Source organism: Methanosarcina mazei S-6 (genome assembly GCF_000970205.1).
GTDB lineage: Archaea > Halobacteriota > Methanosarcinia > Methanosarcinales > Methanosarcinaceae > Methanosarcina > Methanosarcina mazei.
Genome location: NZ_CP009512.1, coordinates 3,029,975 through 3,053,395 on the forward strand (window position 1 = coordinate 3,029,975; position 23,421 = coordinate 3,053,395).

At 43.0% G+C, this 23,421-nt stretch carries 23 protein-coding genes and 1 pseudogene; 20 read left to right on the forward strand and 4 right to left on the reverse strand.

Features of this window, described 5'->3' with window-relative positions; genetic code table 11:
* Positions 1-9: 9 nt before the first annotated feature.
* The 17 genes from MSMAS_RS12935 to MSMAS_RS13015 all read left to right on the forward strand — a co-directional run bounded on the left by MSMAS_RS12935 (position 10) and on the right by MSMAS_RS13015 (position 16,504).
* Positions 10-2,652, forward strand: a complete 2,643-nt coding sequence (locus MSMAS_RS12935) for a DNA-directed RNA polymerase subunit A' (protein WP_011034198.1) — start codon at positions 10-12, stop codon at positions 2,650-2,652.
* Positions 2,652-3,875: a DNA-directed RNA polymerase subunit A'' gene (gene rpoA2 / locus MSMAS_RS12940; RefSeq protein WP_015412427.1), complete on the forward strand. Its 1,224-nt coding sequence runs from the start codon at positions 2,652-2,654 to the stop codon at positions 3,873-3,875. The genes MSMAS_RS12935 and rpoA2 overlap by 1 nt, the downstream gene beginning before the upstream one ends.
* 255 nt (positions 3,876-4,130) lie before the next feature.
* Positions 4,131-4,421, forward strand: coding sequence for a 50S ribosomal protein L30e (locus MSMAS_RS12945; RefSeq protein ID WP_048037331.1), 291 nt, complete (start codon positions 4,131-4,133; stop codon positions 4,419-4,421).
* Between the two features lie 20 nt (positions 4,422-4,441).
* Positions 4,442-4,867 (forward strand): NusA-like transcription termination signal-binding factor, encoded by a 426-nt coding sequence (locus MSMAS_RS12950; protein WP_011034195.1) that lies wholly within the window; start codon positions 4,442-4,444, stop codon positions 4,865-4,867.
* A gap of 105 nt (positions 4,868-4,972) precedes the next feature.
* Complete coding sequence (locus MSMAS_RS12955; RefSeq protein ID WP_011034194.1) at positions 4,973-5,401, forward strand: 30S ribosomal protein S12; 429 nt, start codon at positions 4,973-4,975, stop codon at positions 5,399-5,401.
* A complete protein-coding gene (locus tag MSMAS_RS12960; RefSeq protein ID WP_011034193.1) occupies positions 5,398-5,967 on the forward strand; it encodes a 30S ribosomal protein S7 in 570 nt (189 codons plus the stop codon). Before MSMAS_RS12955 ends, MSMAS_RS12960 begins: the two co-directional genes overlap by 4 nt.
* 63 nt (positions 5,968-6,030) lie before the next feature.
* Complete coding sequence (locus tag MSMAS_RS12965; RefSeq protein WP_011034192.1) at positions 6,031-8,223, forward strand: elongation factor EF-2; 2,193 nt, start codon at positions 6,031-6,033, stop codon at positions 8,221-8,223.
* 354 nt (positions 8,224-8,577) lie between these two features.
* Entirely contained in the window at positions 8,578-9,846 is a 1,269-nt protein-coding gene (tuf, locus tag MSMAS_RS12970; RefSeq protein ID WP_048038813.1) for a translation elongation factor EF-1 subunit alpha, read from the forward strand.
* Between the two features lie 38 nt (positions 9,847-9,884).
* Complete coding sequence (gene rpsJ / locus MSMAS_RS12975; RefSeq protein ID WP_011021276.1) at positions 9,885-10,193, forward strand: 30S ribosomal protein S10; 309 nt, start codon at positions 9,885-9,887, stop codon at positions 10,191-10,193.
* An 800-nt stretch (positions 10,194-10,993) separates the two neighbouring features.
* Positions 10,994-11,791 (forward strand): (Fe-S)-binding protein, encoded by a 798-nt coding sequence (locus MSMAS_RS12980; protein WP_048040219.1) that lies wholly within the window; start codon positions 10,994-10,996, stop codon positions 11,789-11,791.
* 312 nt (positions 11,792-12,103) lie between these two features.
* Positions 12,104-12,901, forward strand: a complete 798-nt coding sequence (locus MSMAS_RS12985) for a (Fe-S)-binding protein (protein WP_048046604.1) — start codon at positions 12,104-12,106, stop codon at positions 12,899-12,901.
* A gap of 34 nt (positions 12,902-12,935) precedes the next feature.
* Positions 12,936-13,319 carry a DsrE/DsrF/TusD sulfur relay family protein gene (locus MSMAS_RS12990; RefSeq protein ID WP_080942086.1) on the forward strand — a complete coding sequence of 128 codons (384 nt, stop codon included), beginning with the start codon at positions 12,936-12,938 and terminating at the stop codon, positions 13,317-13,319.
* A gap of 19 nt (positions 13,320-13,338) precedes the next feature.
* Complete coding sequence (locus tag MSMAS_RS12995) at positions 13,339-13,686, forward strand: DsrE family protein (RefSeq protein WP_230633263.1); 348 nt, start codon at positions 13,339-13,341, stop codon at positions 13,684-13,686.
* A 15-nt stretch (positions 13,687-13,701) separates the two neighbouring features.
* The gene (gene tusB / locus MSMAS_RS13000; RefSeq protein ID WP_015412418.1) at positions 13,702-13,998 is read left to right on the forward strand and encodes a sulfurtransferase complex subunit TusB; all 297 of its coding nucleotides are present in this window, start codon (positions 13,702-13,704) and stop codon (positions 13,996-13,998) included.
* Positions 13,999-14,102: 104 nt separating this feature from the next.
* Positions 14,103-14,336, forward strand: a complete 234-nt coding sequence (locus tag MSMAS_RS13005; protein ID WP_011034185.1) for a hypothetical protein — start codon at positions 14,103-14,105, stop codon at positions 14,334-14,336.
* Positions 14,337-14,972: 636 nt separating this feature from the next.
* A complete protein-coding gene (locus MSMAS_RS13010; RefSeq protein ID WP_011034184.1) occupies positions 14,973-15,671 on the forward strand; it encodes a class I SAM-dependent methyltransferase in 699 nt (232 codons plus the stop codon).
* Positions 15,672-15,808: 137 nt separating this feature from the next.
* A complete protein-coding gene (locus MSMAS_RS13015; protein WP_155395265.1) occupies positions 15,809-16,504 on the forward strand; it encodes a hypothetical protein in 696 nt (231 codons plus the stop codon).
* Positions 16,505-16,569: 65 nt separating this feature from the next.
* Here the strand turns inward: MSMAS_RS13015 and MSMAS_RS13020 are convergent, their stop codons facing one another.
* Positions 16,570-16,890: a DUF6951 family protein gene (locus MSMAS_RS13020; protein WP_011034182.1), complete on the reverse strand. Its 321-nt coding sequence runs from the start codon at positions 16,888-16,890 to the stop codon at positions 16,570-16,572.
* A 221-nt stretch (positions 16,891-17,111) separates the two neighbouring features.
* Here MSMAS_RS13020 and MSMAS_RS13025 point away from each other — a divergent pair, with 221 nt between their 5' ends.
* The 3 genes and pseudogenes from MSMAS_RS13025 to MSMAS_RS13035 all read left to right on the forward strand — a co-directional run.
* Positions 17,112-19,040 carry a hydantoinase/oxoprolinase family protein gene (locus MSMAS_RS13025; RefSeq protein WP_048041043.1) on the forward strand — a complete coding sequence of 643 codons (1,929 nt, stop codon included), beginning with the start codon at positions 17,112-17,114 and terminating at the stop codon, positions 19,038-19,040.
* A gap of 142 nt (positions 19,041-19,182) precedes the next feature.
* A complete protein-coding gene (locus MSMAS_RS13030) occupies positions 19,183-20,583 on the forward strand; it encodes a right-handed parallel beta-helix repeat-containing protein (protein WP_011034180.1) in 1,401 nt (466 codons plus the stop codon).
* A gap of 212 nt (positions 20,584-20,795) precedes the next feature.
* Positions 20,796-21,347, forward strand: a pseudogene (locus tag MSMAS_RS13035) (tetrahydromethanopterin S-methyltransferase subunit A); the annotation flags it as partial.
* Between the two features lie 15 nt (positions 21,348-21,362).
* Here MSMAS_RS13035 and MSMAS_RS13040 read toward each other — a convergent pair.
* From MSMAS_RS13040 to MSMAS_RS13050, 3 genes are all read right to left on the reverse strand, one after another.
* A complete protein-coding gene (locus tag MSMAS_RS13040; RefSeq protein ID WP_011034178.1) occupies positions 21,363-21,683 on the reverse strand; it encodes a DUF6951 family protein in 321 nt (106 codons plus the stop codon).
* Between the two features lie 32 nt (positions 21,684-21,715).
* Positions 21,716-21,946, reverse strand: coding sequence for a thioredoxin family protein (locus tag MSMAS_RS13045; protein WP_048041041.1), 231 nt, complete (start codon positions 21,944-21,946; stop codon positions 21,716-21,718).
* Positions 21,947-22,030: 84 nt separating this feature from the next.
* The gene (locus tag MSMAS_RS13050) at positions 22,031-23,002 is read right to left on the reverse strand and encodes a permease (protein ID WP_048041038.1); all 972 of its coding nucleotides are present in this window, start codon (positions 23,000-23,002) and stop codon (positions 22,031-22,033) included.
* Positions 23,003-23,421: the final 419 nt, after the last annotated feature.

The window sequence follows — 23,421 nt, forward strand, 5'->3', positions numbered from 1 at the left end:
GGTGGACATATGGCAAACGTACCTCCAATTCCTAAAAGAATTTCTTCTATCAAATTCGGCTTAATGTCCCCAAAAGAAATCCGTAAGATGAGTGCAACCCCCATTATCACGGCTGACACTTATGATGACGACGGGTTTCCAATTGACATGGGGCTTATGGACACAAAACTCGGGGTTATTGACCCCGGGCTTCGCTGCAAGACCTGCTCTGGCAGGGCGGGTGAGTGTCCTGGACACTTCGGGCACATTGAACTTGTTGCCCCTGTTGTCCATGTAGGTTTTAACAAAGTAATCAGAAAACTTCTCAGGGCAACCTGCAGGAAATGCAGCAAGATCCTTCTGGAACCGGCACAGAAGCAGCAGTTTCTGGACCAGCTTACTGCAGTCGAAGAGATCGGGCACATGCCTGATGACCTGATTAATGAAGTATATAAAGAAGCCAGCAAGGTGAAAAACTGCCCTTACTGCAATGAAGAACAACTTGAAATCAAGTTCGAAAAGCCCAGCGAGTACCTGGAAAACGGAGAGAAGCTGACCCCTACCGAGATAAGGGACCGCTTTGAAAACATCCCTGACGAAGATATAAGGGTTGTAGGGATGGACCCGAAAAACGCAAGGCCTGAATGGATGATCCTTACAGTCCTGCCGGTACCCCCTGTTACCGTACGTCCTTCAATTACACTGGAATCCGGGCAGCGCAGTGAAGACGACCTGACCCACAAGCTGGTAGACATTATCAGGATCAACCAGCGGTTCCAGGAAAACAGGGAAGCAGGAGCTCCACAGCTTATCATTGAGGACCTCTGGGAACTTCTCCAGTATCACGTTACCACATTCTTTGACAACTCGGTTTCAGGAATTCCGCCTGCAAGGCACAGGTCTGGAAGGCCTCTCAAGACCCTCTCCCAGCGTTTAAAAGGTAAAGAAGGGAGGTTCAGGGGAAGCCTGTCAGGTAAGCGTGTTAACTTCTCAGCCCGTACTGTTATCTCCCCTGACCCGAACCTCAGCATAAACGAAGTCGGTGTGCCCATGCCCATTGCAAAGATCCTGACAATGCCTGCAGTGGTGACCCCAAGGAACATCGAACAGCTCAAGGTCTATGTAAGGAATGGTGAAGATATCCACCCGGGAGCAAACTACGTTTTCAGGTCAGACGGCAGGCGCATAAAAGTAACCAATATGAATAAGGAAGACCTCGCCGAGAAGCTGGAATTCGGCTGGACTGTGGAGCGCCAGTTAAAAGACGGCGATACTGTGCTTTTCAACAGGCAGCCGTCTCTTCACAAAATGAGTATCATGGCACACTCAGTAAAGGTGCTGCCGAACAAAACTTTCAGGCTGAACCCTGCTGTCTGTCCTCCGTATAACGCTGACTTTGACGGGGACGAAATGAACATGCACGCCCTCCAGACAGAAGAGTCAAGGGCTGAGGCAAAGATCCTCATGCAGGTCCAGGAGAACATCCTTTCCCCGCGTTTCGGAGGTCCCATTATCGGAGGGATCCACGACCACATTTCGGGTCTTTTCCTGCTGACCCGTTTTGAAAACAGAATTTCCAGTTTTGATGCTTACGACCTTCTCAGGAAGAGCAGCGCACGCAGCCTGCCTGAACCTGCAGGGCATGATGAGTACGGAAAACCGTACTGGACAGGAAAACAGATCTTCAGCCAGATCCTGCCTGAAGGTCTCAATGCAGAGTTCTCAGCTCAGGTCTGCTCACACTGCGATACCTGCAAGAAAGAAGAATGCCCGAACGATGCCTATGTGGTAATCCGGGATGGAAAACTCATTACAGGTACCGTAGACGAAGCGGCAATAGGGGCTTTCAAAGGAAAGATTCAGGACCGCATCATCAAGGAAATTGGCCCCGAAGCAGGAGCCCGCTTTGTGGATGACATGACTAAACTGGCAATCAGGGCAATCATGCGCACGGGACTGAGTTTCGGAATTGCTGATGAAGATATCCCGAAAGAAGCCAGGATCCAGATCAATGAGGTCCTCACAGAGGCTGAAGATGCCGTGCAGAACCTTATCAAGTCATACATAAATAAAGAGCTTGACCCCCTCCCGGGAAGGACCCTTGACGAAACAATTGAAATGAGTATCATGCAGAAGCTGGGTAAAGCCAGAGACAAGACTGGTAACATAGCAGACAGCCACATGGGTCTTGAAAACTCTGCAGTTATTATGGCTCGTTCGGGAGCCAGAGGTTCTATCCTCAACCTTACTCAGATGGCAGCCTGTGTCGGCCAGCAGGCAGTGCGTGGTGAGCGCATCCGCAGAGGGTATGCAGGCAGAACCCTGCCCCACTTCCTTGAAGGTGACCTGGGATCAGATGCCCACGGATTCGTTAAGGCAAGCTACAAGAGCGGGCTCAACCCGACCGAGTATTTCTTCCACGCCATCGGTGGTAGAGAAGGTCTTGTGGACACTGCGGTCAGGACATCGCAGTCAGGTTACCTGCAGAGAAGACTTGTCAATGCCCTTCAGGACCTTGAGGTCCAGTACGACCTTACAGTAAGGGATACAAGAGGTGTGCTTGTACAGTTCAAGTACGGGGAAGATGGAATTAACCCGACAAAGAGTGATTTCAGCAAACCCGACACTATCCACAGGATTGTCCGTTCCGTAGTAAACAAGGAGGTGGCATGATGAGCATCAGCGAAGCCACAGTAGACAGCATGATAAAGGACCTTCCACTTCCTTCTAACATTTTAAAAACTCTGAGGGACGATGTTATCAAGGCAGGGGTAAGCAAAAAAGAAATGGAAGAGATTATAGAAAGGGTAATGGAAGAATATACGGTCTCGTGCATTGAGCCCTGTGACGCTGCTGGAGTTGTTGCAGCCCAGTCAATAGGAGAACCGGGCACTCAGATGACGATGCGTACCTTCCACTACGCCGGTGTGGCTGAGATTAACGTTACCCTGGGTCTTCCTCGTTTGATTGAAATCGTGGATGCAAGGAAGATTCCGAGCACTCCTATGATGACAATTGCCCTTTCCAAAGAACACCCGGAAGACTATGCTTACGACAGGGAAAAGACAAGAGCCCTTGCATGGGAGATTGAAGCAACCAAAATAGACCATATCGCTGACGTTACCACTGACCTTTCCCAGATGAAGCTTATAATAGACCTGCACGAAAAAGCAATGGAAGGCAGGAATATTACAATAGACCGGGTAAAGGAGAAGTTCAATGAAGAGCTCAATGTCCTGGTCAGCATCTCTCCTGATATAGACAACCAGATTGTTATCACTCCCGGAGAGCCTTCTTACAGGGAACTGCTCCAGCTTGCAAAGAGCATCCATAATGTTACCCTCAAAGGCATAGAAGGGATCAAAAGAGTCGTGGTCCGAAAAGAGGGCGAAGAATATACCCTGTATACAGAAGGGTCGGCTCTTCGTGAAGTCCTGCAGTTTGAAGGCGTGGACAGGACCAGAACCAGCACAAACAACATTAACGAAATTTACGAAGTGTTGGGGATCGAGGCTGCAAGAAACGCAATCATCAAGGAGGCTACGGATACCCTGCGTGAACAGGGTCTTACCGTGGACATCAGGCACATCATGCTTGTGGCAGACCTTATGACTTCGGACGGGGAAGTAAAACAGATAGGCAGGCACGGTATTTCAGGTGAAAAGGCAAGTGTATTTGCCCGTGCGGCTTTCGAAGTTACTGTGAACCATCTTCTCGATGCAGGTATGCGCGGATACGTGGACCAGCTGCAGGGTGTTACGGAAAACATCATTGTCGGCCAGCCGATCCGCATGGGTACGGGAGACGTACACCTTATAAGCAGAAAAGCAGAGAAAGTGGTGGAAGTACCACCGGAAATCGAAACAGCAGAAGAAATTGAAGTCGAAGAGGGGTGAAGTCCGGTAAAACCCGGACACGACCTATAATTATTTAAATGTATAATCTGATACAGGACGGGTCCATATCGGACACATATTACCTTAATAAACTTCATCAAATCCTGCTGCAGAAACTTGAGTCCGCGAGGCTCATAACCAGAAAATTGATATAAGGCATCAGGTATTTAGAGTACCATATACTCACCGAGCTTGGAATCTTTATTTAGAAAGAGATAGAGTAGACGAGCGAATTTGAGACGAGAGTTGATGAAAATGAAGATTAATGTTGATAAATCTCTTATTAAGGCTGTGAAAACAGGAAAAGTAATAATCGGAGCCAACAGGACCGTTGATGCAGCAGAAAATGGCTCAGCAAAAATGGTGGTTCTGGCATCAAACTGCCCGGCAGATATTAAGAAGAAAGTTCAGGAAACAAATGTTCCGGTTCTTGAATACGAAGGCACAAGTGTGGAACTCGGGCCCGTATGCGGAAAGCCGTTCACGATTGCAGCCATGGCAATCCTTGATGCAGGCGAATCAGATATACTTGCAGCTACAGCTTGAGAAAAAGGAGTTGCAGCGTCTTGGGTGAAATAAGACTTACTGCAGAAAGCATCCAGTACATTGCATTGTTTGAAAACATGACACGGGCCAAGATACTTGACTGTATCCCGGAAGAGGAAAGGCTTGTGTATGTTGTAAAGCAGGGCGATATGGGGCTTGCAATAGGCAAAAACGGAGAAAATATAAACCGTGTTAAAAAAGCCCTGGACAAACCCATTGAGCTTGTGGAGTATTCAGAGGATCCTGTAACTTTTATCAAGAACGCCTTCGGACCGGTATCTGTAAGTTCAGTGAACCTTACAAATAAAAATGGCAAGCGATTAGCTTATGTAGAGGTACCCAATAAAGAGAAGGGACTTGCCATCGGTCGCAACGGTAAGAATATAGAGAAAGTGAAAATGCTTGCACGTCGTCATCACAATATAGAAGACGTGATCCTGCAGTGATATCCCTTTAATTTACGTTGATCCATTAATCCGGCGTTGAAGGACAATTCTTGCATTTGATGCAAAATCAGGAAACTGTGATCAATTATTAACGGAGAATTTACTATGGCTAAAGGAAAATATGCAGCTAATATACTCAAACAAACCAGGAAAGATGCCCGCTGGAAAGACACATACTACGGCAGGCGTGTTCTTGGTCTGAATGTTAAGGCTGACCCGCTTGGTGGTGCACCTCAGGGTCGGGGAATAGTATTGGAAAAAGTAGGAGTCGAAGCCAAACAGCCGAACTCCGCAATCAGGAAATGCGTAAGAATCCAGCTCATTAAAAACGGGCGTCAGGTAACCGCTTTCTGTCCCGGAGACGGTGCAGTAAACTTCATTGACGAACACGATGAAGTTACCGTAGAAAGGATCGGAGGCCGAATGGGCGGTGCTATGGGTGACATTCCCGGCGTACGTTTTAAAGTAATTGCCGTAAACAACGTGTCCCTGAACCAGCTGGTCATCGGCAGATTGGAAAAACCCAGGAGATGATTTTTTTGTACAAGATTTTTGGGAAATGGGACCCTACGGAAGTTGAGGTCAGGGATCTCGGAATTAAGCGCTATGTCAGTCTTGCACCTGTAATTGTTCCGCACAGCAGTGGGAAACATGCCAGGCAGCAGTTTAACAAATCCGAAATTTCCATTGTAGAGCGCCTCGCAAACAACCTCATGAGGACAGAAACAAACACTGGAAAGAAGCAGGTGACCCTCCGCGCAGTCGAAGAGGCTTTTGATATCATCAACAGGAAGACCCAGCAGAACCCTATCCAGATTCTCGTGGACGCCATTGCAAATGCAGGCCCCAGAGAAGAAGTGGTCAGGCTGAAGTACGGCGGAATCTCGGTTCCAAAAGCAGTTGACACCGCACCTCAGAGGCGTGTTGACACCGCTCTTCGCTACATCAGCATGGGAACAAACGCTGCAGCCTTCAAATCCAAGCGCTCTGTTGCAGAGTGTCTTGCAACCGAACTTATAGGTGCAGCAAACCGCGATACAAAATCCTTCTCCATCAACAGAAAGGATGCAAAGGAAAGAGTTGCGAAGGCAGCCCGTTAATCGTTTACGGGCCTTTCCTGAATAAACATATAAACATTCACATTTTGCTTAAAAGGTATTAGCATGGGACGAAGAAAGAAAATGGTCGAGCGTGTGACAACGCTCATGAACGATCCGCAGAGGATCAGAAACATAGGAATCGTTGCACACATTGACCACGGTAAAACCACATTATCGGACAACCTGTTAGCAGGCGCAGGCATGATTTCCAAGGAACTTGCCGGAAGACAGCTATTCATGGACTCCGATGAAGAGGAACAGGCAAGAGGTATTACAATTGATGCCTCCAACGTTTCCATGGTTCACACATTCGATAATGAAGACTACCTGATCAACCTTATAGACACACCGGGTCACGTTGACTTCGGTGGAGACGTTACCCGTGCCATGAGAGCAGTAGACGGTGCGGTAGTGGTAGTTGACGCAGTAGAAGGCACTATGCCCCAGACCGAGACTGTGCTGAGGCAGGCTCTCAGGGAACACGTAAGGCCCGTGCTTTTCGTTAACAAGGTAGACAGGCTCATCAATGAGCTGCAGGTCGATTCCCAGGAAATGCAGGTCCGCCTCGGAAAGGTCATTGACCACGTTAACAAACTCATCAAGAACATGAACCCCGAAAAGTTCAAGGCAGGCTGGAAAGTAGATGCTGCAGCCGGAACCGTAGCTTTCGGGTCAGCCCTTTACAACTGGGCAATCAGCGTTCCTATGATGAAGAAGACCGGGGTTTCCTTTAATGATGTATATGAATACTGTAAAGCCGGAGATATGAAGACCCTGGCAGAAAAGTGCCCTCTGCACGAAGCTGTCCTTGACATGGTTATTCACTTCCTGCCAAACCCTCTTGTAGCTCAGCAGGGAAGAGTGAAGGTCATCTGGCACGGAGACGAGAACTCCGAGGTCGGAAAGTCCATGACCCATGCACATGCAGATGGAGACCTCGCATTCATGGTAACCGACATTTCCGTTGACCCCCACGCAGGAGAAGTCGCAACAGGAAGGCTGTTCAGCGGATCTCTTACCCGTGGTATGGAAGTTTACACCTCAGGGACTGCAAAGAAGAGCAGAGTCCAGCAGGTAGGCATCTTCATGGGTCCGGAAAGGCTTGAAGTGGACAAGATCCCTGCAGGAAACATTGCTGCAGTTACCGGATTAAAGGACGCAATCGTAGGTTCCACCGTAACAACTCTTGACGGAATGACTCCTTTCGAAAGCATCAGGCACGTAAGCGAACCTGTGGTGACAGTGGCTGTAGAAGCAAAACACACCAAAGACCTCCCCAAGCTTATTGAGGTTCTCAGGCAGGTAGCAAAGGAAGACCCGACTCTCCAGATTACTCTGGACGAGGAAACCGGGGAACACCTGATGGCAGGTATGGGTGAACTTCACCTTGAAGTCATTGCCCACAGGATCGAAAGGGACAAGAACGTGGAAATCACCACAAGCAAGCCTATTGTCGTTTACCGGGAAACAATAAAGAAGAAGACTGAACCCATTGAAGGGAAGTCTCCGAACAGGCACAACAGATTCTATATCTCTGTTGAGCCCCTTGACCTCGAGATTGTCAGCGCAATCAAGGAAGGGGAAATCACTATGAACATGCCTGAACTTGAGAGGAGACAGAAACTTATTGAGCTCGGCATGGACAAAGAACAGGCAAAAGGCATTGCCGGCATCTTCAATTCCAATATCTTCATCGATCAGACCAAAGGTATCCAGTACCTTAATGAAACCATGGAACTGGTGCTTGACGGGTTTGAAGAGGTTATGCGTGCAGGCCCGCTTACCAGGGAACCTGTGGCTAATGTAAAATGCGTACTTGTAGATGCAAAGCTCCACGAAGACGCAATCCACAGAGGTCCTGCTCAGATTATCCCTGCATCAAGGCAGGCAATCCAGGCTGGTATGCTCATGGCAGAGGACAGCCTTCTTGAACCTTACCAGAAGGTCTTTGTCCAGGTACCCCAGCTCCTTATGGGTGGTGCAACAAAGGAACTTCAGGGCCGCCGTGGTGTTATCCTTAACATGACCACAGAGGGAGACCTGGCAATTATCGAAGCAAGAGTACCTGTGGCTGAGATGTTCGGATTTGCCGGAGAGATAAGGTCAGCAACCGAAGGACGTGCCATGTGGAGCACTGAGTTCGGAGGCTTTGACGTTGTGCCGTCAAGCATCCTGACCGAAATTGTTGGCCAGATCAGAGAAAGGAAGGGTCTGAAGAAGGATCTTCCCAAAGCTTCTGACTACCTTTCAATGTAAGCGGAACTATTTTCCGCTTCACCTTATTCAGGCATAAACCGGATCACAAACTTTCCTGTCCGTTCACAGGAGAAAGATAAGGATGTCTTCAAAGAGAAGAGTCCAGAAATCTTTTGATGGTTAAGTCGATGGGAAAGGTTTAAAACAAGGTATGCCTATAATGGGGAAAACAGTCCAGGCCGCTGGAAATTCAAATCAATTTGACCCGATAAATGTTCGAATCGGGAAATTTTAAGTAATGGTTGAAAGAAGACCGGAGAAGGTCTGATCATTACGAGATCTGCCCTAATATTAATATACTATGATTAGATATAGCATTGAAACTCATCCAGAATTTATAAAGGAGAATAATAAATGGCAGCAGACAAACCGCACATGAATTTAGCAGTGATTGGTCACATTGACCACGGAAAGTCAACATTCGTAGGACGTTTAATGTATGATGCAGGAGCTGTACCTGCTCACATTATCGAGAAGTACAAGGAAGAAGCAAAACAGAAAGGTAAGGAATCCTTCGCTTTTGCATGGGTTATGGACTCTCTTAAGGAAGAGCGTGAAAGAGGTATCACAATCGACATCGCTCACAAGAGATTCGACACAGACAAGTTCTACTTTACAGTCGTGGACTGCCCTGGCCACCGTGACTTCGTTAAGAACATGATTACAGGCGCTTCCCAGGCTGATGCAGCTGTTCTCGTTGTCGCAGCCCCTGATGGTGTCATGGCCCAGACCAAGGAACACATCTTCCTTTCCAGGACACTCGGCATCAACCAGCTTATTGTTGCAATCAACAAGATGGACGCAGTAGACTACAGCGAAGCAAGGTACAAGGAAGTCGTTGAGCAGGTATCCGGTATCCTTAAGATGATCGGGTTCAAGCCAAGCGAAATCCCCTTCATCCCGACCTCTGCATTCCACGGTGACAACATCCTGAAGCTCAGCGACAAGACTCCCTGGTACAAGGGCCCGGCAATCATGGAAGCCCTCAACAGCCTTAAGGAGCCTGAAAAGCCGTCCACTCTCCCTCTCAGGATCCCTGTCGAAGACGCATACACTATCTCCGGTATCGGAACTGTGCCTGTAGGCAGAGTTGAAACCGGTGTTATGAAGAAGGGTGACAAGGTAGTCTTCATGCCCGGCGGAGCCGGCGGTGAAGTTAAGTCCATTGAAATGCACCATGAAGAAATTCCACAGGCAACCCCTGGAGACAACATCGGCTGGAACGTCCGTGGTATCGGAAAGAACGACGTCCGCAGAGGAGACGTTTGTGGCCATGCTGACAACCCACCAAAGGTAGCTGACGAGTTTGTCGGACAGATCGTGGTCCTTCAGCACCCCTCAGCAATCACTGCAGGTTACACACCTGTTTTCCACGCCCACACCTCCCAGATCGCATGCCAGCTGATCGCTCTTAACAAGAAGCTGGACCCGAAGACTGGCCAGGTTAAGGAAGAAAACCCGACTTTCCTTAAGGCAGGAGATGCAGCAATCGTTACCATCAAGCCAACAAAGCCGATGGTCATCGAGCCCGTAAAAGAAATTCCACAGCTCGGCAGGTTCGCTATCCGTGATATGGGTATGACAATTGCCGCAGGCATGTGCATGAGTGTTAAGCAGAAATAACACTCTCCTTTTTTCATTTTTTAAGGAGAAAAAAGGTTATGCAAAAAGCTAGAATAAGATTGTCAGGCATCAGTCCCAAGGATCTGGACGGAGTCTGCAACCAGGTAAAATCAATTGCGGAAAGGACAGGAGTAAATATATCAGGACCTGTTCCACTTCCAACAAAGAAGCTGGTCGTCCCTACAAGGAAGAGTCCAAGCGGTGATGGGACAGCAACATGGGACCACTGGGAAATGCGCGTACACAAGAGGCTCATCGACATCGCAGCCGATGAAAGAGCACTCCGCCAGCTCATGAGAATCCAGGTCCCAAAGGACATAAACATTGAGATTGTCCTCGAAGGATAAATGCAAAAAACGCCAGGTTACAGAACATCTCTGTACCCGGTCTTGCAAATTCCTTTTAACTTCTTTATTCCTGAATATTTATTTTATCCACTTTTGAGAAATTTGCCGGCGGCTGTCTGTATAAAGAACTTGTCAGCCAGCCGGATATTCTTCAAATATATTTCTGTGATGTTTTTCTTGATCCTTCTCTCTGTAATTTCTTGTGATTTTCTTTCTGTGATCTTCTTTCTATGTATTCACTTTAGTTAGATCTCAGTTTTTTACTTTAGTTAGATCTCAGTTTTTTACTTTAGTTAGATCTCAGTTTTTTACTTTAGTTAGATCTCAGTTTTTTACTTTAGTTAGATCTCAGTTTTTTGCTTTAGTTAGATCTCAGTTTTTTACTTTAGTTAGATCTCAGTTTTTTACTTTAGTTAGATCTCAGTTTTTTACTTTAGTTAACTTTAGTTAGATCTCATCCAGTTACAAATTCATTTTATTAGAGAAATTGAAATTACTCAGTTTTATCCACTTGTTCTTTGTCCATTTTTCCGGTTTCTTCTATTCGTTCTATCTGAACGAATCCGGCATACTTACAGAAAAAAATACCTGTAAAAATTATACCTCAGGATATAATGAACACAAATTTATATGTTAAATTCTAAAATTCATATCAATCTTTCTTGATATTTACCTTGTGGGTTTTTATGAATCAGATCCATATTGATTAAGAGAATTGAATTTCATTTTTGGAAGAAGAACGCCTGATATTATTATGTCAAAAACTGAGTTAAATTTTTGTAACCTTCGCAGGTGGTAAAGTGCCCGGAAATCCTAATGAAATAAAACTGGTAAACAATGCTATGTCCAATGTTACCCGACGGAAGATAATGAACTTTTTATCGGCAGGAGACAAAAGTGCTGAAGAAATCGGGGGAGAAGTGGGAAAGACTATGCTTGATTTCCATCTAAAACTCCTTCAACAGGCAAGCCTGATCGAGATTGAAGAAGGGACTGTGAGACTGAGCGAATATGGCAGGAATTTCCTTAAAGAGAAAGAGGAGAAAGGTGCAGATAAAACTGCAGATATTTCTCAGGCAAAACCAATAGAGATTACTGAGGTCAGACAGCTTTTGCCCTGTATAGCCGATTCCTCAAAGTTCAGGGTAATTGCAAATATAGCCCCTCATCTAGGTGGAACTCTCAAGGTTCTTGAACCACTCTTTCCCAGAGGCAAATATTCGGACAAAATAGGCGCTCTGATAATTCAAAAAGGAGAAATTATTACAACTGTTTACGGCACTGGAAAGGTGACCATGACAATGATAAAAAGTGAGGCGGAAGCCAGAGAATCTCTCCAGAGCCTTAAAAATACTATCAATGAAGCAATTGCAAAAGGTGTTGCTCCAGCACCAAGAGAAAAAGTCAGGGTTGAACCTATGGAGATCTACAAATACCTGCCTCAGACCAACTGTGGCAAATGTGGTGAACAGAGCTGTTATACCTTTGCAATAAAGCTTATGGGAGGAGAGATCACTCTGGACAAATGCACACCTCTAAAAGAACCGGGCTATGCAACAAACCTGGAGCATCTGCAAGTCCTTAGTGCATATATCTGATTAGGTTTTATGAAATTCATCTGATTGGAGCACATTAAAACACCTTGATTATAGTGCTCATTGATAGCTCTTTATCATACTCCAGATAGGTTAAATTCTCCTGCAAACTCGCTGAAGATGCTCTTAAACGATATTATTGGAATAATTAGCATCCAGAAGTAAGAAAATATCCAAAAAAGTCATATATTTTCTTTTTTATTTTTCATAGAGATTTCTTCATCAGGTTGTGGAAAATGAGTTGTGATCAGAGCCTGTAAGCAACGTGTACGCCTGAAAAAATTACCTGGCGGAAATAGCCTCCTGGTGTTAAAAATGACGGAGAATCCGAACGAGACAAAGCTAGTAAACTTTGCTATGGCCAACGGTACTCGAAGGAAGATAATTAACTTCCTGGCGGACGGTTATAGAAGTACCGGGGAAATAGGAGAGATAGTTGAGAAGGTAGCGCTTGACTTTCATCTCAAGATTCTCAAAGATGCGGGCCTTATCGAGCTAGAAGAAGAAACTGCAAAGTTAAGTGAGTACGGAAAGAATTTTCTGAAAGGTAAAAAAGAGACAAATCCTGAAGAAACCACTGATTTCTCCCAGTCAAAACCAATAGAGATTGCAAGTATCAGACAGGTTTTGCCCTGCATAGCTGATGCCTCAAGACTCAGGATAAGTTCAAATATAACCCCACCACCTGGTAGAGTTTTGAAACTCCTTGAACCTCTCTTTCAAAGAAGTAGTTATTCAGATAGAAAAAATAGCTTGATAATTCAAAAAGGAGAAATCATCACAACTATTTACGGTAGTGGGAAAGTCTCCATCAGAATGGTCAAAAACGAAAACGAAGCTAAAGAAGAACTTGAAAGACTGAAGAGTATTATCAATGAGGCTATTGCAAAAGGCGAAGCCCCAGCTCCCAGAGAAAAGATAAAGGTTAATCTTATGGAGATATATAAACACCTGCCCCAAACCAACTGTGGCAGATGTGGCGAGCAGGGATGTTACAGCTTTGCCATCAAGCTTATGGCCAGACAGGCAGCTCTGGAATTGTGTACACCCCTTAAAGAGCCGGAATACGCAAATAATCAGGAGCATCTTGAGGTTCTGGTTAATTACATCTAAACTATTAATAAAATATATCTTGTTAGGAGGAAATTTGAAGACACTTACTATAGTGCTCACCGATGGCCCTTATATTTCAGAATATGCTGAAATCGCCTCCAAACTCGCTGAAGAAGCACTTAAACAAAATCAGGTGAACATATTCCTTTACCTGGATGCAGTGCATATCCCTAAAAAAAGCCAAAACCCTTCATTTTTTAATAATGTGAGTGAACTTTTCACCGGGCTGGCAGAGAAAGGAGCCATAATCAGAGCCTGTGCAAGGTGTGCTGCTGCACGCGGCTACCTGGCAGAAGAGGACAATACTCTGAAAGGAAGTAACTGTGAGGATTATCTCACCGGGATAAAAATTTCCAGTCTTTATGAACTCTCAGAAATGCTGAAAAAGAGTGACAGGGTAATCTCACTGTCAAGATAAACCACCAAAAAGAGGTCTAATGATGAAATCGGTTTTCTGTCTGCTGGATACTGCCCCATACGGAAATGAAAAAGCCTTTGGAGCATTGAATGCGGCTGCAGTAAGTCTTACGGAAGTGAGCGTTACTTTCGGCCTTTATGGAGATGGAGTTTATCTTGCAGCTGCTGACCAGGATAGCACAGAGCTTGGAGTTCCAAATCTTTCAGACATTCTCTACTCATATGGAGAGTTAAGAGTAATTGTGCATGAACCCTCACTGATTGAAAGGGGACTTTTTGGTGAAACTCTGATAGAGACCATAGAACTTGTAGATGAAGAGGATTTTCTTGAAGAGATGGAAAACTCAGACTTCGTTATCTTATTTTAAGAAAGAGGTAATAGTGTGCAAGAAGAATATGATGTATTCCTGTTGACAAAGCCTCCTTTCAGTCCACGGGCAGAATTGTGCCTTAAACTGGCTGCTCGCTCCGGAAATGCAAGGCTTTACCTTGCAGGCGACGGAGTTTATCATCTTCTTTGCGGCATACGAGAGCTTCCGGGATGTATGGTTTATGCCTGTCAGGAAGACCTCGAAGCAAGGGCTGTAAACGCCAGAGAGAAAGCTATGGTTCCTGAGAACTTTTACGCTGTTTTTATAGAGGATGTAATGGAACACTGTAAACATGCATATACATTTTAAACGAAAGCCAGCAGACATGAAATAAGCGTCACTGGACAGGATGACTTTATATGACCGAAAAGCTCCCACCTGAGATTATTTAGGGATTAGAACAAGCGAGCAGGTTGCATGAGCAAGCAGTCTGCGACCATGAAAAATGCAGAGAGTTTAGTGAAACTTTATCTAACCTTCTGGTCAGGCTCGAAGACATGAAATACTACAGGACAGCGGATAGGTTAATGAGCATTCTCATAAACTGCAGCCCGAAAGAAGCCTCTCACTGCGAAAAAGCTTCGCTTGTTGGAGAAATGATGAAAGAAGTGACAAAAGAACTGACAAAAAAGCACAATTCAAGATAAGTTATTATGATCTTTATATACTCAGTGTTATTAAATACTCGACACTCAGAACTTTAATAATGGGCGATCCCTTTTTAGCTCCAAAATTATGTTTGAGAGGATATCATTGAAACTTTAAGGAATTAGAAATTTCATATTTCTGGAAAAGAAATGCTCTCTTGAAAAGAATACTCTCTTATTAACATTTCAGGTTGACAGCTCTCAGCTACTTAAATATGTTATTTAAAAATCCAGCACCTCTATAACATTCCGGACTTGTCATCTGTTTTTTACCCGGTTAAAAATGATTAACAATCATCCCAAAAATATTACAACCGGTTACTTTTATATAGATTATTTCAAATATATTTGAAACAGCTATGGGATTCATACCTTTAAAGAACAGCATGAGGCACATTAGAGATTATGAAATACTTCTGTGCTTCAGATACTTTGATGCTGATTTTTAAATTCAGTTGTCTGAAGCCTGAACAAATGAATATCTCAGAAGACTGTTCACGTCAGCGTTAAACTGAGTGTAATCGATTACAGGCGGTTCAAAATCGTATGATTTATGAGGATTGACGCAACATCAGATGTAAAACTTTGATGTATGTAATAAGTGAATAAAATAGCAGTTTATGAGGTACAAAAAACGTGTCGAAATCAAAAAATGTATGGGAAGAGTTCTTTGCAGATAAGAAGAGAGGAGGGCACAGATCTTCAGCTGAAGAATTTTTATCCAAAGAGGCCAGAGAAAAGCTGTACCATCTGAATGGGGGCAAAACCCTTCTTGATTTTGGCTGCGGCGCAGGAGAGCTTCTGGTTTATTATTCTCTCGAATATGAAAAGCTCGTAGGAGCTGATTTTTCCGCATCAATGCTTGAAGAGGCAGGCAAAAGGGTCAGGGGAAGAAAGTGTGAAAATGTAAATTTAATACTGGCTAATGATAAGAATGTCTGGGAAAAGCTTGATTTTTCCTTTGACCGGATAACTGCAGCCGAAGTGATCCAGTACCTCACATATGAAAAAGTTGATAATTTTATTGCCAGTGCTATGAAGCATTTGAACAAAGGAGGCAAAATAATTCTCTTTGACCTTCTGGACCCTCGGTTATACCCGCTATGGAAAATAGGGCTATTCTCACGAGATTTCGGAGTAGATAAAATTCTTCGTAGGATAGCTTTTGAAACGCGTACAATTTTCCTGGCGACTCTTAAAAACCGTCCAAAAGATATTCTCGGATACACTCATAAGCCCCATACAATAGAAAACATTGCAAATAAACATGGTTTCAAGATGGAGTATGTGAAGTCCATGTATTATGAGTATAAGTACCATGCAATAATATCATGAGTGGAGATCCTGATTAATTTAAAAACCTTTTACCCTTAGTGAAGTCAGCTGATACCCTGCAATATACTGAGAACTCTATCATTTTAAGGCTAAAAAGATTATTTAAAATAAAGTTGAAGTAAAAATCTAATATACATTTGAAAAGCAAATCAGGTATATTTTCAGAAAATTGGGGAAAAGTGATGTTTGGTAATATTTCTACCTCTGGACTTTTGAATGGGAAAAGCTTATTTCTTTCTTTATTCCCGGAAAGAGATAAAACACTTCCTGGCCTGAAGAAATTGAAAAAAAGAACCATTAAATTTTTTCTTTATTCATTTAATACTCTAATCCTTACGAAAATAATACTGTTTCTGGTCCCCGATGCCCTGATTTTGCATTATTTTGGAGCCAATCCTTGCTGGAATAATTTCGGAACTTCTGCATTTTCCGGGTCAATCATCCAGATACCTGGTTTATTGTTTCACCCGATGGCCTGTACTCTAGCTAAGCAAGGTATAATACACGCTGTTATTGAAGTTTTTATAGCTGCTATGGTAGTTGTGGGAATTATCGCACTGTATATTGAAGATAAATATGCCAGCCAAAAACCGGCAATAAACGGTAATGTCTCAAATTCTGGACAAATGGGAGACATAATTGGAGATCACATTAGAATTAAACGGGAGCAGAAGGACAAGAATAATTTTGTGCCTGTAGAAGACGATATACTCCCTGAAGTATTTAGAATATCCGGAGGCTCACGGTTCTGCTGGTTAGATATGTATGGTGAAAACGTATATGGGCCGATTTTATGGGAGGAAAAATCTGAAGAATCGAAAAATGAAGACTGATACTGTTGTGAGAACTGAAAAAAAATCAATATCTACAAATGTGTCCCATTGCAGGAAAGATAATTTCAAACATCATTAAATTCGATACTTAGGCTGCCTGCTTTTTTTGCCAGAGATCTGGCAAGAAATCCACATTCCAGTTTGCAAAGGTTGAGTACTGCGCAGGGCACAAGGCAATTTGAGCAGCACCTAGCTTCCTGTGCTTTATCAATCACGTAATTATTCTTGATATCAAGAATTTCATTCACTGGGATTTCCATAAGAGAAAATTTCTTTATCTTTTCGCATGGGGTTTCGATGTCAACAACAATTTTACTTCCTTTTTTGCTTCCGCGGATTGTATGGACAAAATCACAGATAGTAGAATTTACGGTAATTTCAGTCAATGTATAACCTTCTACTTTTTAGTCTTGCAAGTTTTCTTTATCATCTTTTTAATTTAGAACTTAATGAGAGTGAATAGTAATCTCAAGTCTCTAGGATATATCAAATTTCGTTGATATCTAACTTTATGTGCTTTATAAATTTAAATAAAATGGATAATTGTGAAAATAAAAGAATATCAATAATTTCCTTAAAAAAGTAGCAAAAAAGGAGTAGTTTCAACATGCAGTATAGCCTGGGGATTGATGCAGGAGGCACATACACAGATGCTGTGATTATAAGGGACTCGGATGGCATCATTGTCGATTCAAATAAGGCACTTACAACCTACCCGGATCTTCACCCTGGTATCAAAAACGTACTCGACAGCCTGAACCCTGATTACCTGAAAAACACAAAGCTGGTTTCGGTTTCCACAACTCTTTCTACCAATACAATTCTAGAGGGCACTGGTTTTCCAGTAGCCGTGATCCTTATAGGAGATCATCCACTTGAACGAGAACTACCGACCGAATATGTACTTTATGTTACAGGTGGACACGACCACAATGGGGAAGAAAAGGCTTCACTCAACCTGGAAGCTATTGAGAAATTCTCCCTTAATGTTAAGGGCAGGGTTTTAGCTTTTGCCATATCGTCATATTTTAGCACTAGAAACCCGGAACACGAACTGAAAGCAAAGGACCGAATCCTTGAGCTTACGGGGCTGCCTGTGGTTTGCGGGCATGAGCTTTCCCAGGAACTGGGAGCTTACGAAAGGGCAGTAACAGCTTTTCTTAATGCGCAGCTAATCCCCATAACAGGGCAGTTCGTACAGTCCATAATCACAGATATAAAAGAGCGGGGAATTAATGCCAGGCTCCTTATGCTAAAATGTGACGGTTCAGTTGTCGGAATCAAAGATGCCCTGAGAAAGCCAATAGAAACTATATTCTCAGGTCCGGCAGCAAGTCTTATTGGAGCTTCTTACCTCTCTGGACTTGAGACCTGTGCCGTAATTGATGTAGGAGGCACAAGTACGGACATCTCCTCGATCCATATAGGCGTTCCTGATCTGAACAACGAGGGAGCTGTTGTAGGGGGCTGGAAAACCCGCGTTAGAGCGATAAGGATGGAAACAACGGCTACAGGCGGGGACAGCCACATCTGGACAGTAAATAGGGAACTCTACCTTGGACCCAGGAGAGTTATACCGCTTGCAGTCGCTGCAGTAAAATACCCAAATTTTCTGAATAATCTCAAAAGGACTCCAATGCCTGCCAGAGAAAATCTGTGTGAGAACATTCAGCCCACAAAGTTTTTTGCCAGATCAGGATATATTGCAGGTGAGCTGAGTAAAGCCGAAGCCGAAGTACTGAAGGTAATAGGAGAAGAACCTGTTTCTGTGTTCGAAATATCAGCCCTTACAAGAAAAGACTTTCATCCTCAGACGCTTGACTGTCTCATCAAAAAACGCCTTGTTCAGGTAATTGGCTTTACACCAACAGACGCTCTGCATGTGTTAGGGGAATACACAGCCTGGCGTGAAGAAGCTTCGCGTACAGGAGCAGAAAGGCTTGGAAGACTCATGCGCATGACACCAATAGAATTCTGTACTGCCGTAAAAAAGAAAGTTGCCAGAAATATGGCACTTCATCTTCTCTCGTATATCCTGACAGGTGTCCCATGCGAATCCATTGAGAAGATTTTGGACGTAGACTATCCCGCAAAATTCAAACTGCAACTTCCTGTTGTCCTGCTTGGAGGACCTGTTAGAGCGCATAGAAAGGAACTGGAAGAACTGATAGATGCAGATATCCTGGTTCCAGAACATGCCGAGGTAGGGAATGCAGTTGGAGCACTTGTAGGAAAAGGAATCAAAAGAGCTGAAATTCTCATAAGGCCAGAGAGCCTCATGTCTCCTGACAGGGATTTTCTTGTCTTTGCCCCGGGAAGCAGACTGAAATTTGAGACTTACTCAAAAGCTTTGGAGAAAGCAACCGAGATTGGAAAAAAGCTTGTTGAAGATTATATGAAAGAATGTGGGCTCAGTGGCAACCAGGTTGAAATCTCTAGTGAGAAAAAGACCGTTTCTCCTGACGGCTGGAACCATCCTCCTACGGAAACAAATCTGCTGGTTGTGGGAGTAGGTATGAGAGAATTGCACGTTTGAGCAACTGACTCAGAATCGAATCATGAAAGCTGGCAAGGGTTTTTAAAAAACAATTAATAAGTTTGTCTTATCAGGCTATACCCAGGATCCACGTTTAAGACTTTCTCAATGTGGAGTTTGTATTTTAAAGTAAGGGATAAAAATGGATGAAAAATATTTGAGGTATGTAAGGCAAAACAAAAAAAAGATAGGAGCATCCATTGTAATTCTTGTTTTCCTGATTGCAATGGGAATTTTCATTCTTTATGCCATAAAATCCGAATATTCTCCTATACCTTTAAATAAAAAGGTATATGTTACAGGCGATAGAAGTGGAGATTTCAACTGTGACGGAGAGGCTGACCAGGTAGAGATAAACCAGGCTCTTAAATTCGTAGCAGAAACACCAGGATATAATACTGTTTATCTTAAAGGTCCCTTTACCTATACTATCAACAGTACCATTTACATGCAAAGCAACACGATTCTTGAGGGAGACCCTGATGCTGTTATCAAACTGGTTGATCATGCAGGGTGGACCAATTCTCCCATGATCCCCCTGATTGGGAAATATGGAGACTCAGAAATAACCGATGTAATTATTCGTGGGTTTGAAATCGATGGCAATCATGATAACAACACTGATCGTTCTAAAGGTAGAGGCTACTATAATATAATTTATTTCACCAGTGCGAAAAACATAAAAGTTTATAATATGTATATGCATGACGGCCACGGTGACGGATTAAGGATTAACCACGGTAAAAATATTCAGTTTTATAATAACAAAATATATAAGCTTGGACATGATGGGCTTTATGCTATTGAGTGCACAAACGTAAAAGCCTGGAATAATACGATAACCTGCAGAACTAACAGTGGCCTCAGAGTCTGGAATTCGAATCATGTGAAGTTCTATGATAACATTATTAATTCCACATTTGACAGGAACGCAGGCGGCCCTGGAATCCTGATTGAAAAAACTACCGGAGTTATGAATGATATAGAAATCTACAATAATTCTATTCACAACACCTTCGGACCCGGATTATGGTTGATAGGATACGACTCTTCTTATCCCAAAAAAGAGGCGCAGAATATCCATATTCATCGAAATACATTTTATAGTACGGGTACTAATCCGAGTATAAACTGGGTCGGTGGCATCGTAACAAGTGGCTTTTACGATACTCTTATAGAGAACAATATATTCGATGGTGTGTACCACGCTGCAGTAATCCATATGTACCCGGATGGTAAAGTCACGGACCTTTCACCTGCAGGTACGGGACACACAACAACCGTCCGCAACAATATTATAGTGAATACCCAGAAACGCACAGAGAATCCAGATGGGACCGGATATGCAGTAATCAATTATCTCCCTGAAACACATAGTTTTGTGCTGGAAAATAACTGCCTTTACAATAATTCTGCGGGTAACTATAAAAACGCGAGTTCAACAACTGACTTCTATGCAGATCCTCTCTTTGTAGACCAGAAGAAACATAATTATCACCTGAAATCAAATTCTCCCTGCATAAAGGCAGGTAACTCTTCTTAAATTTTTAAAAAAATTGGAAAAAAATGTCCAAATCAACAAGGAAAAATCAATAGGAATATGGTTAAAAGTGTAGGCTCATACAGAACTCAGCTTCCTAAAGTCAAATCGAAATTAATATCATAATTAACAGCTCATTAAAAATGAAATGCAAGTTATCAAAAAGTGAACTAAAAAACCGTTTAACATGAAGAACTACTCGGAAAAGGAGCTTTTACATGGGATGGCCTGTAATTTCCGGCGATTATATAGTAGGAGATCCAAAATCTCCTGTGGCAGTAGTAACCCTCGCTTCTGACTATCAAAGCCTGAACCTGAAAAACTACGCCATCTGTGGAACCTGTTTTACGGAAAATTTTGGAATTGAGAAGGTAATAGTTAATGTGCTTTCGAATCCCCGCATCAGCTGCCTGGTTGTCTGCGGACAGGAAAGCGACCATTTTGCCGGGCAGTCCCTGCTGGCACTTGCCGAAAATGGGGTTTCTGCTTTCGGAGGGTCAAAAAGGATTATCGGGTCAGAAGGAGTGATCCCTTATCTTGACGACATCCCGGCAACCGCAATATCCCGCTTCCTCAGGGAAATTGAAGTTATTGACCTTGTCGGGACAACCGACCCTGCAGTCATCCAGCAGGCAATCGATTCCTGCAGCGGAAAAGAAAGAGGCGAAGCCCCGGAACTTTCTATGCCCGAAATTAATGAACATAGCTGGAAGAAATACGAACCTGAGGTAAAGAAGAATATAATGTCCAAAATTAAAAAAGGATAAAATTCGCCTCTTTGTTTAAACTTCATTAAACTCTATACTGATACTGCCTGCTTTTTTTACCAGGGATTTTGCAAGGAAACCGCTTTCCATTCTGCATAGATTGAGCACTGCACATGGTACAAGGCAATTAGAGGAGCACTGCGCTTCCTGTGCTCTATCAATGACATAATTGTTCTTGATATCGAGAATTTCCATCATGGGGACTTCCATGTGAGAGAATTTTTTTATCTTCTCACAGGGGGTTTCAATATCAACAATAATTTTGTTTCCTTTTTTGCTTCCATGTATCTTGTGTACAAAACCACAGATCGTAGAATTTACAGTAAATTCAGACAATGTGCCACCTTTGATATCAGTCAATTAAGTTCTTAGATTATCCATTTTCGAACATCTTTTTCATCCGGGACTTTACCTGCAAGTTTTACTTCACCATCAATAACAACTGCAGGAGTGACCATAACGCCGTAGCTCATAATTTTTTCAATATCCTCAACTTTAATTACTTCAGCTTCAACTCCAGTTTGCTTCAATACTTTTTCAATCGTTTCTTTTGTTTTTTTGCATTTGGGGCATCCTGTTCCGAGAATTTCTATTTTCATACGCTTTCCTCTGTTATTTAAGTTCTGTTCCTATTTTGGCTTATTTGACATTTAATTTCAAAAATTTGTAAGACATTGGCAGATTTACAACAACACATTGAACAAATAACCTGTAAAAATTATCGATAATGCTACAATTGAAACAAATATCGCAATCAATTCTTTTTTCAGTACTTTTCTAAGAATAATCATCTCAGGCAGAGACACTGCTGTAACAGACATAAGAAAAGCAAGGGCAGTCCCTACAGGCAGTCCTTTTCCAATCAAGCTCTCTACAATAGGGATCATAGCCATGATATTCGAATAAAGGGGCACCCCAATAAGGACCGCAACTGGCACTGCAAGTAGATTGTCCTTACCAGCGTATTTTTCGAGTATTCCTTCGGGCGCATATCCATGGAAAATACCTCCGATAGCGACTCCTATTATTACATAGAGCCATACTCTGCCCACAATTTCTTTTACACTTTCAAAGGCATATTCTGCTCTTTCCTTCATTATTAGTTTTTGATCTTCCACACTGTGCTTTCCTACTTTCATCTTGTAAACAAAGCCTTCGACATATTTTTCGAGTTTAAGAAGGCCAATTAGATATCCCCCCAACACGCCCAGTATGACTCCTGAAACAATATAGATTACCGTAGCCTTAAGGCCGAGAGTTGCCCATAGAGCGGCTACAGCAGCTTCGTTTACAAGAGGAGAGGTGATCAGAAAAGCGAAAGTAACTCCCAGAGGCACTCCAGCTTCAACAAATCCTATGAAGATCGGGACAGACGAACAAGAACAAAAAGGAGTTACTGTTCCGATGAGAGATGCAAGAAAATAATATCTGATTCCTTTCTTACTTCCAAGAACCTGCCTTGTTCTTTCGGGAGTAATGTATGTCCTTATATAGGAAACAACAAAAATCATTACAGCTAAAAGGACGAAAATTTTCATTACATCATAAATAACAAAATTAACACTGGATGCAAGGCGTGTATCAGATGCAATCCCTAAGATCTCATATGTCAGTTTGTCAGCAATCCATTGAAGAGGATAAAATATATCGACCATTTTAGACCCTCCTTTGTATCCATCATTTTATTACTGTTGCTTCAATCTTCAAATATATCAATATATATTGATATATTGTGTGCTATATAAATATTTCCATTGGTCTCGGAATATTTTCTTTATTTTGAACACCATTCATTGGTCATCGGTTAAGGAATTTTTTTGCCTGAAAGCTATCGATTTTGCACCAGAAGCCTATCTTAAATTTTGGTCGATTTACATGAAATCGATATTCTGTTCATGCCTATAATGAAATTAAATATTTGATGAATGTCGTAGGAATGGAGGCAATTTATCACGATTCATCACTTAACCGAAGACGCATGGAACACCATTATACATTTACAGCTACCAGCAAGCCTTCCCAGATATTTTCAGAGAAAAACAGCAAATTCACGGGACAGAAAAAAGATGAAATA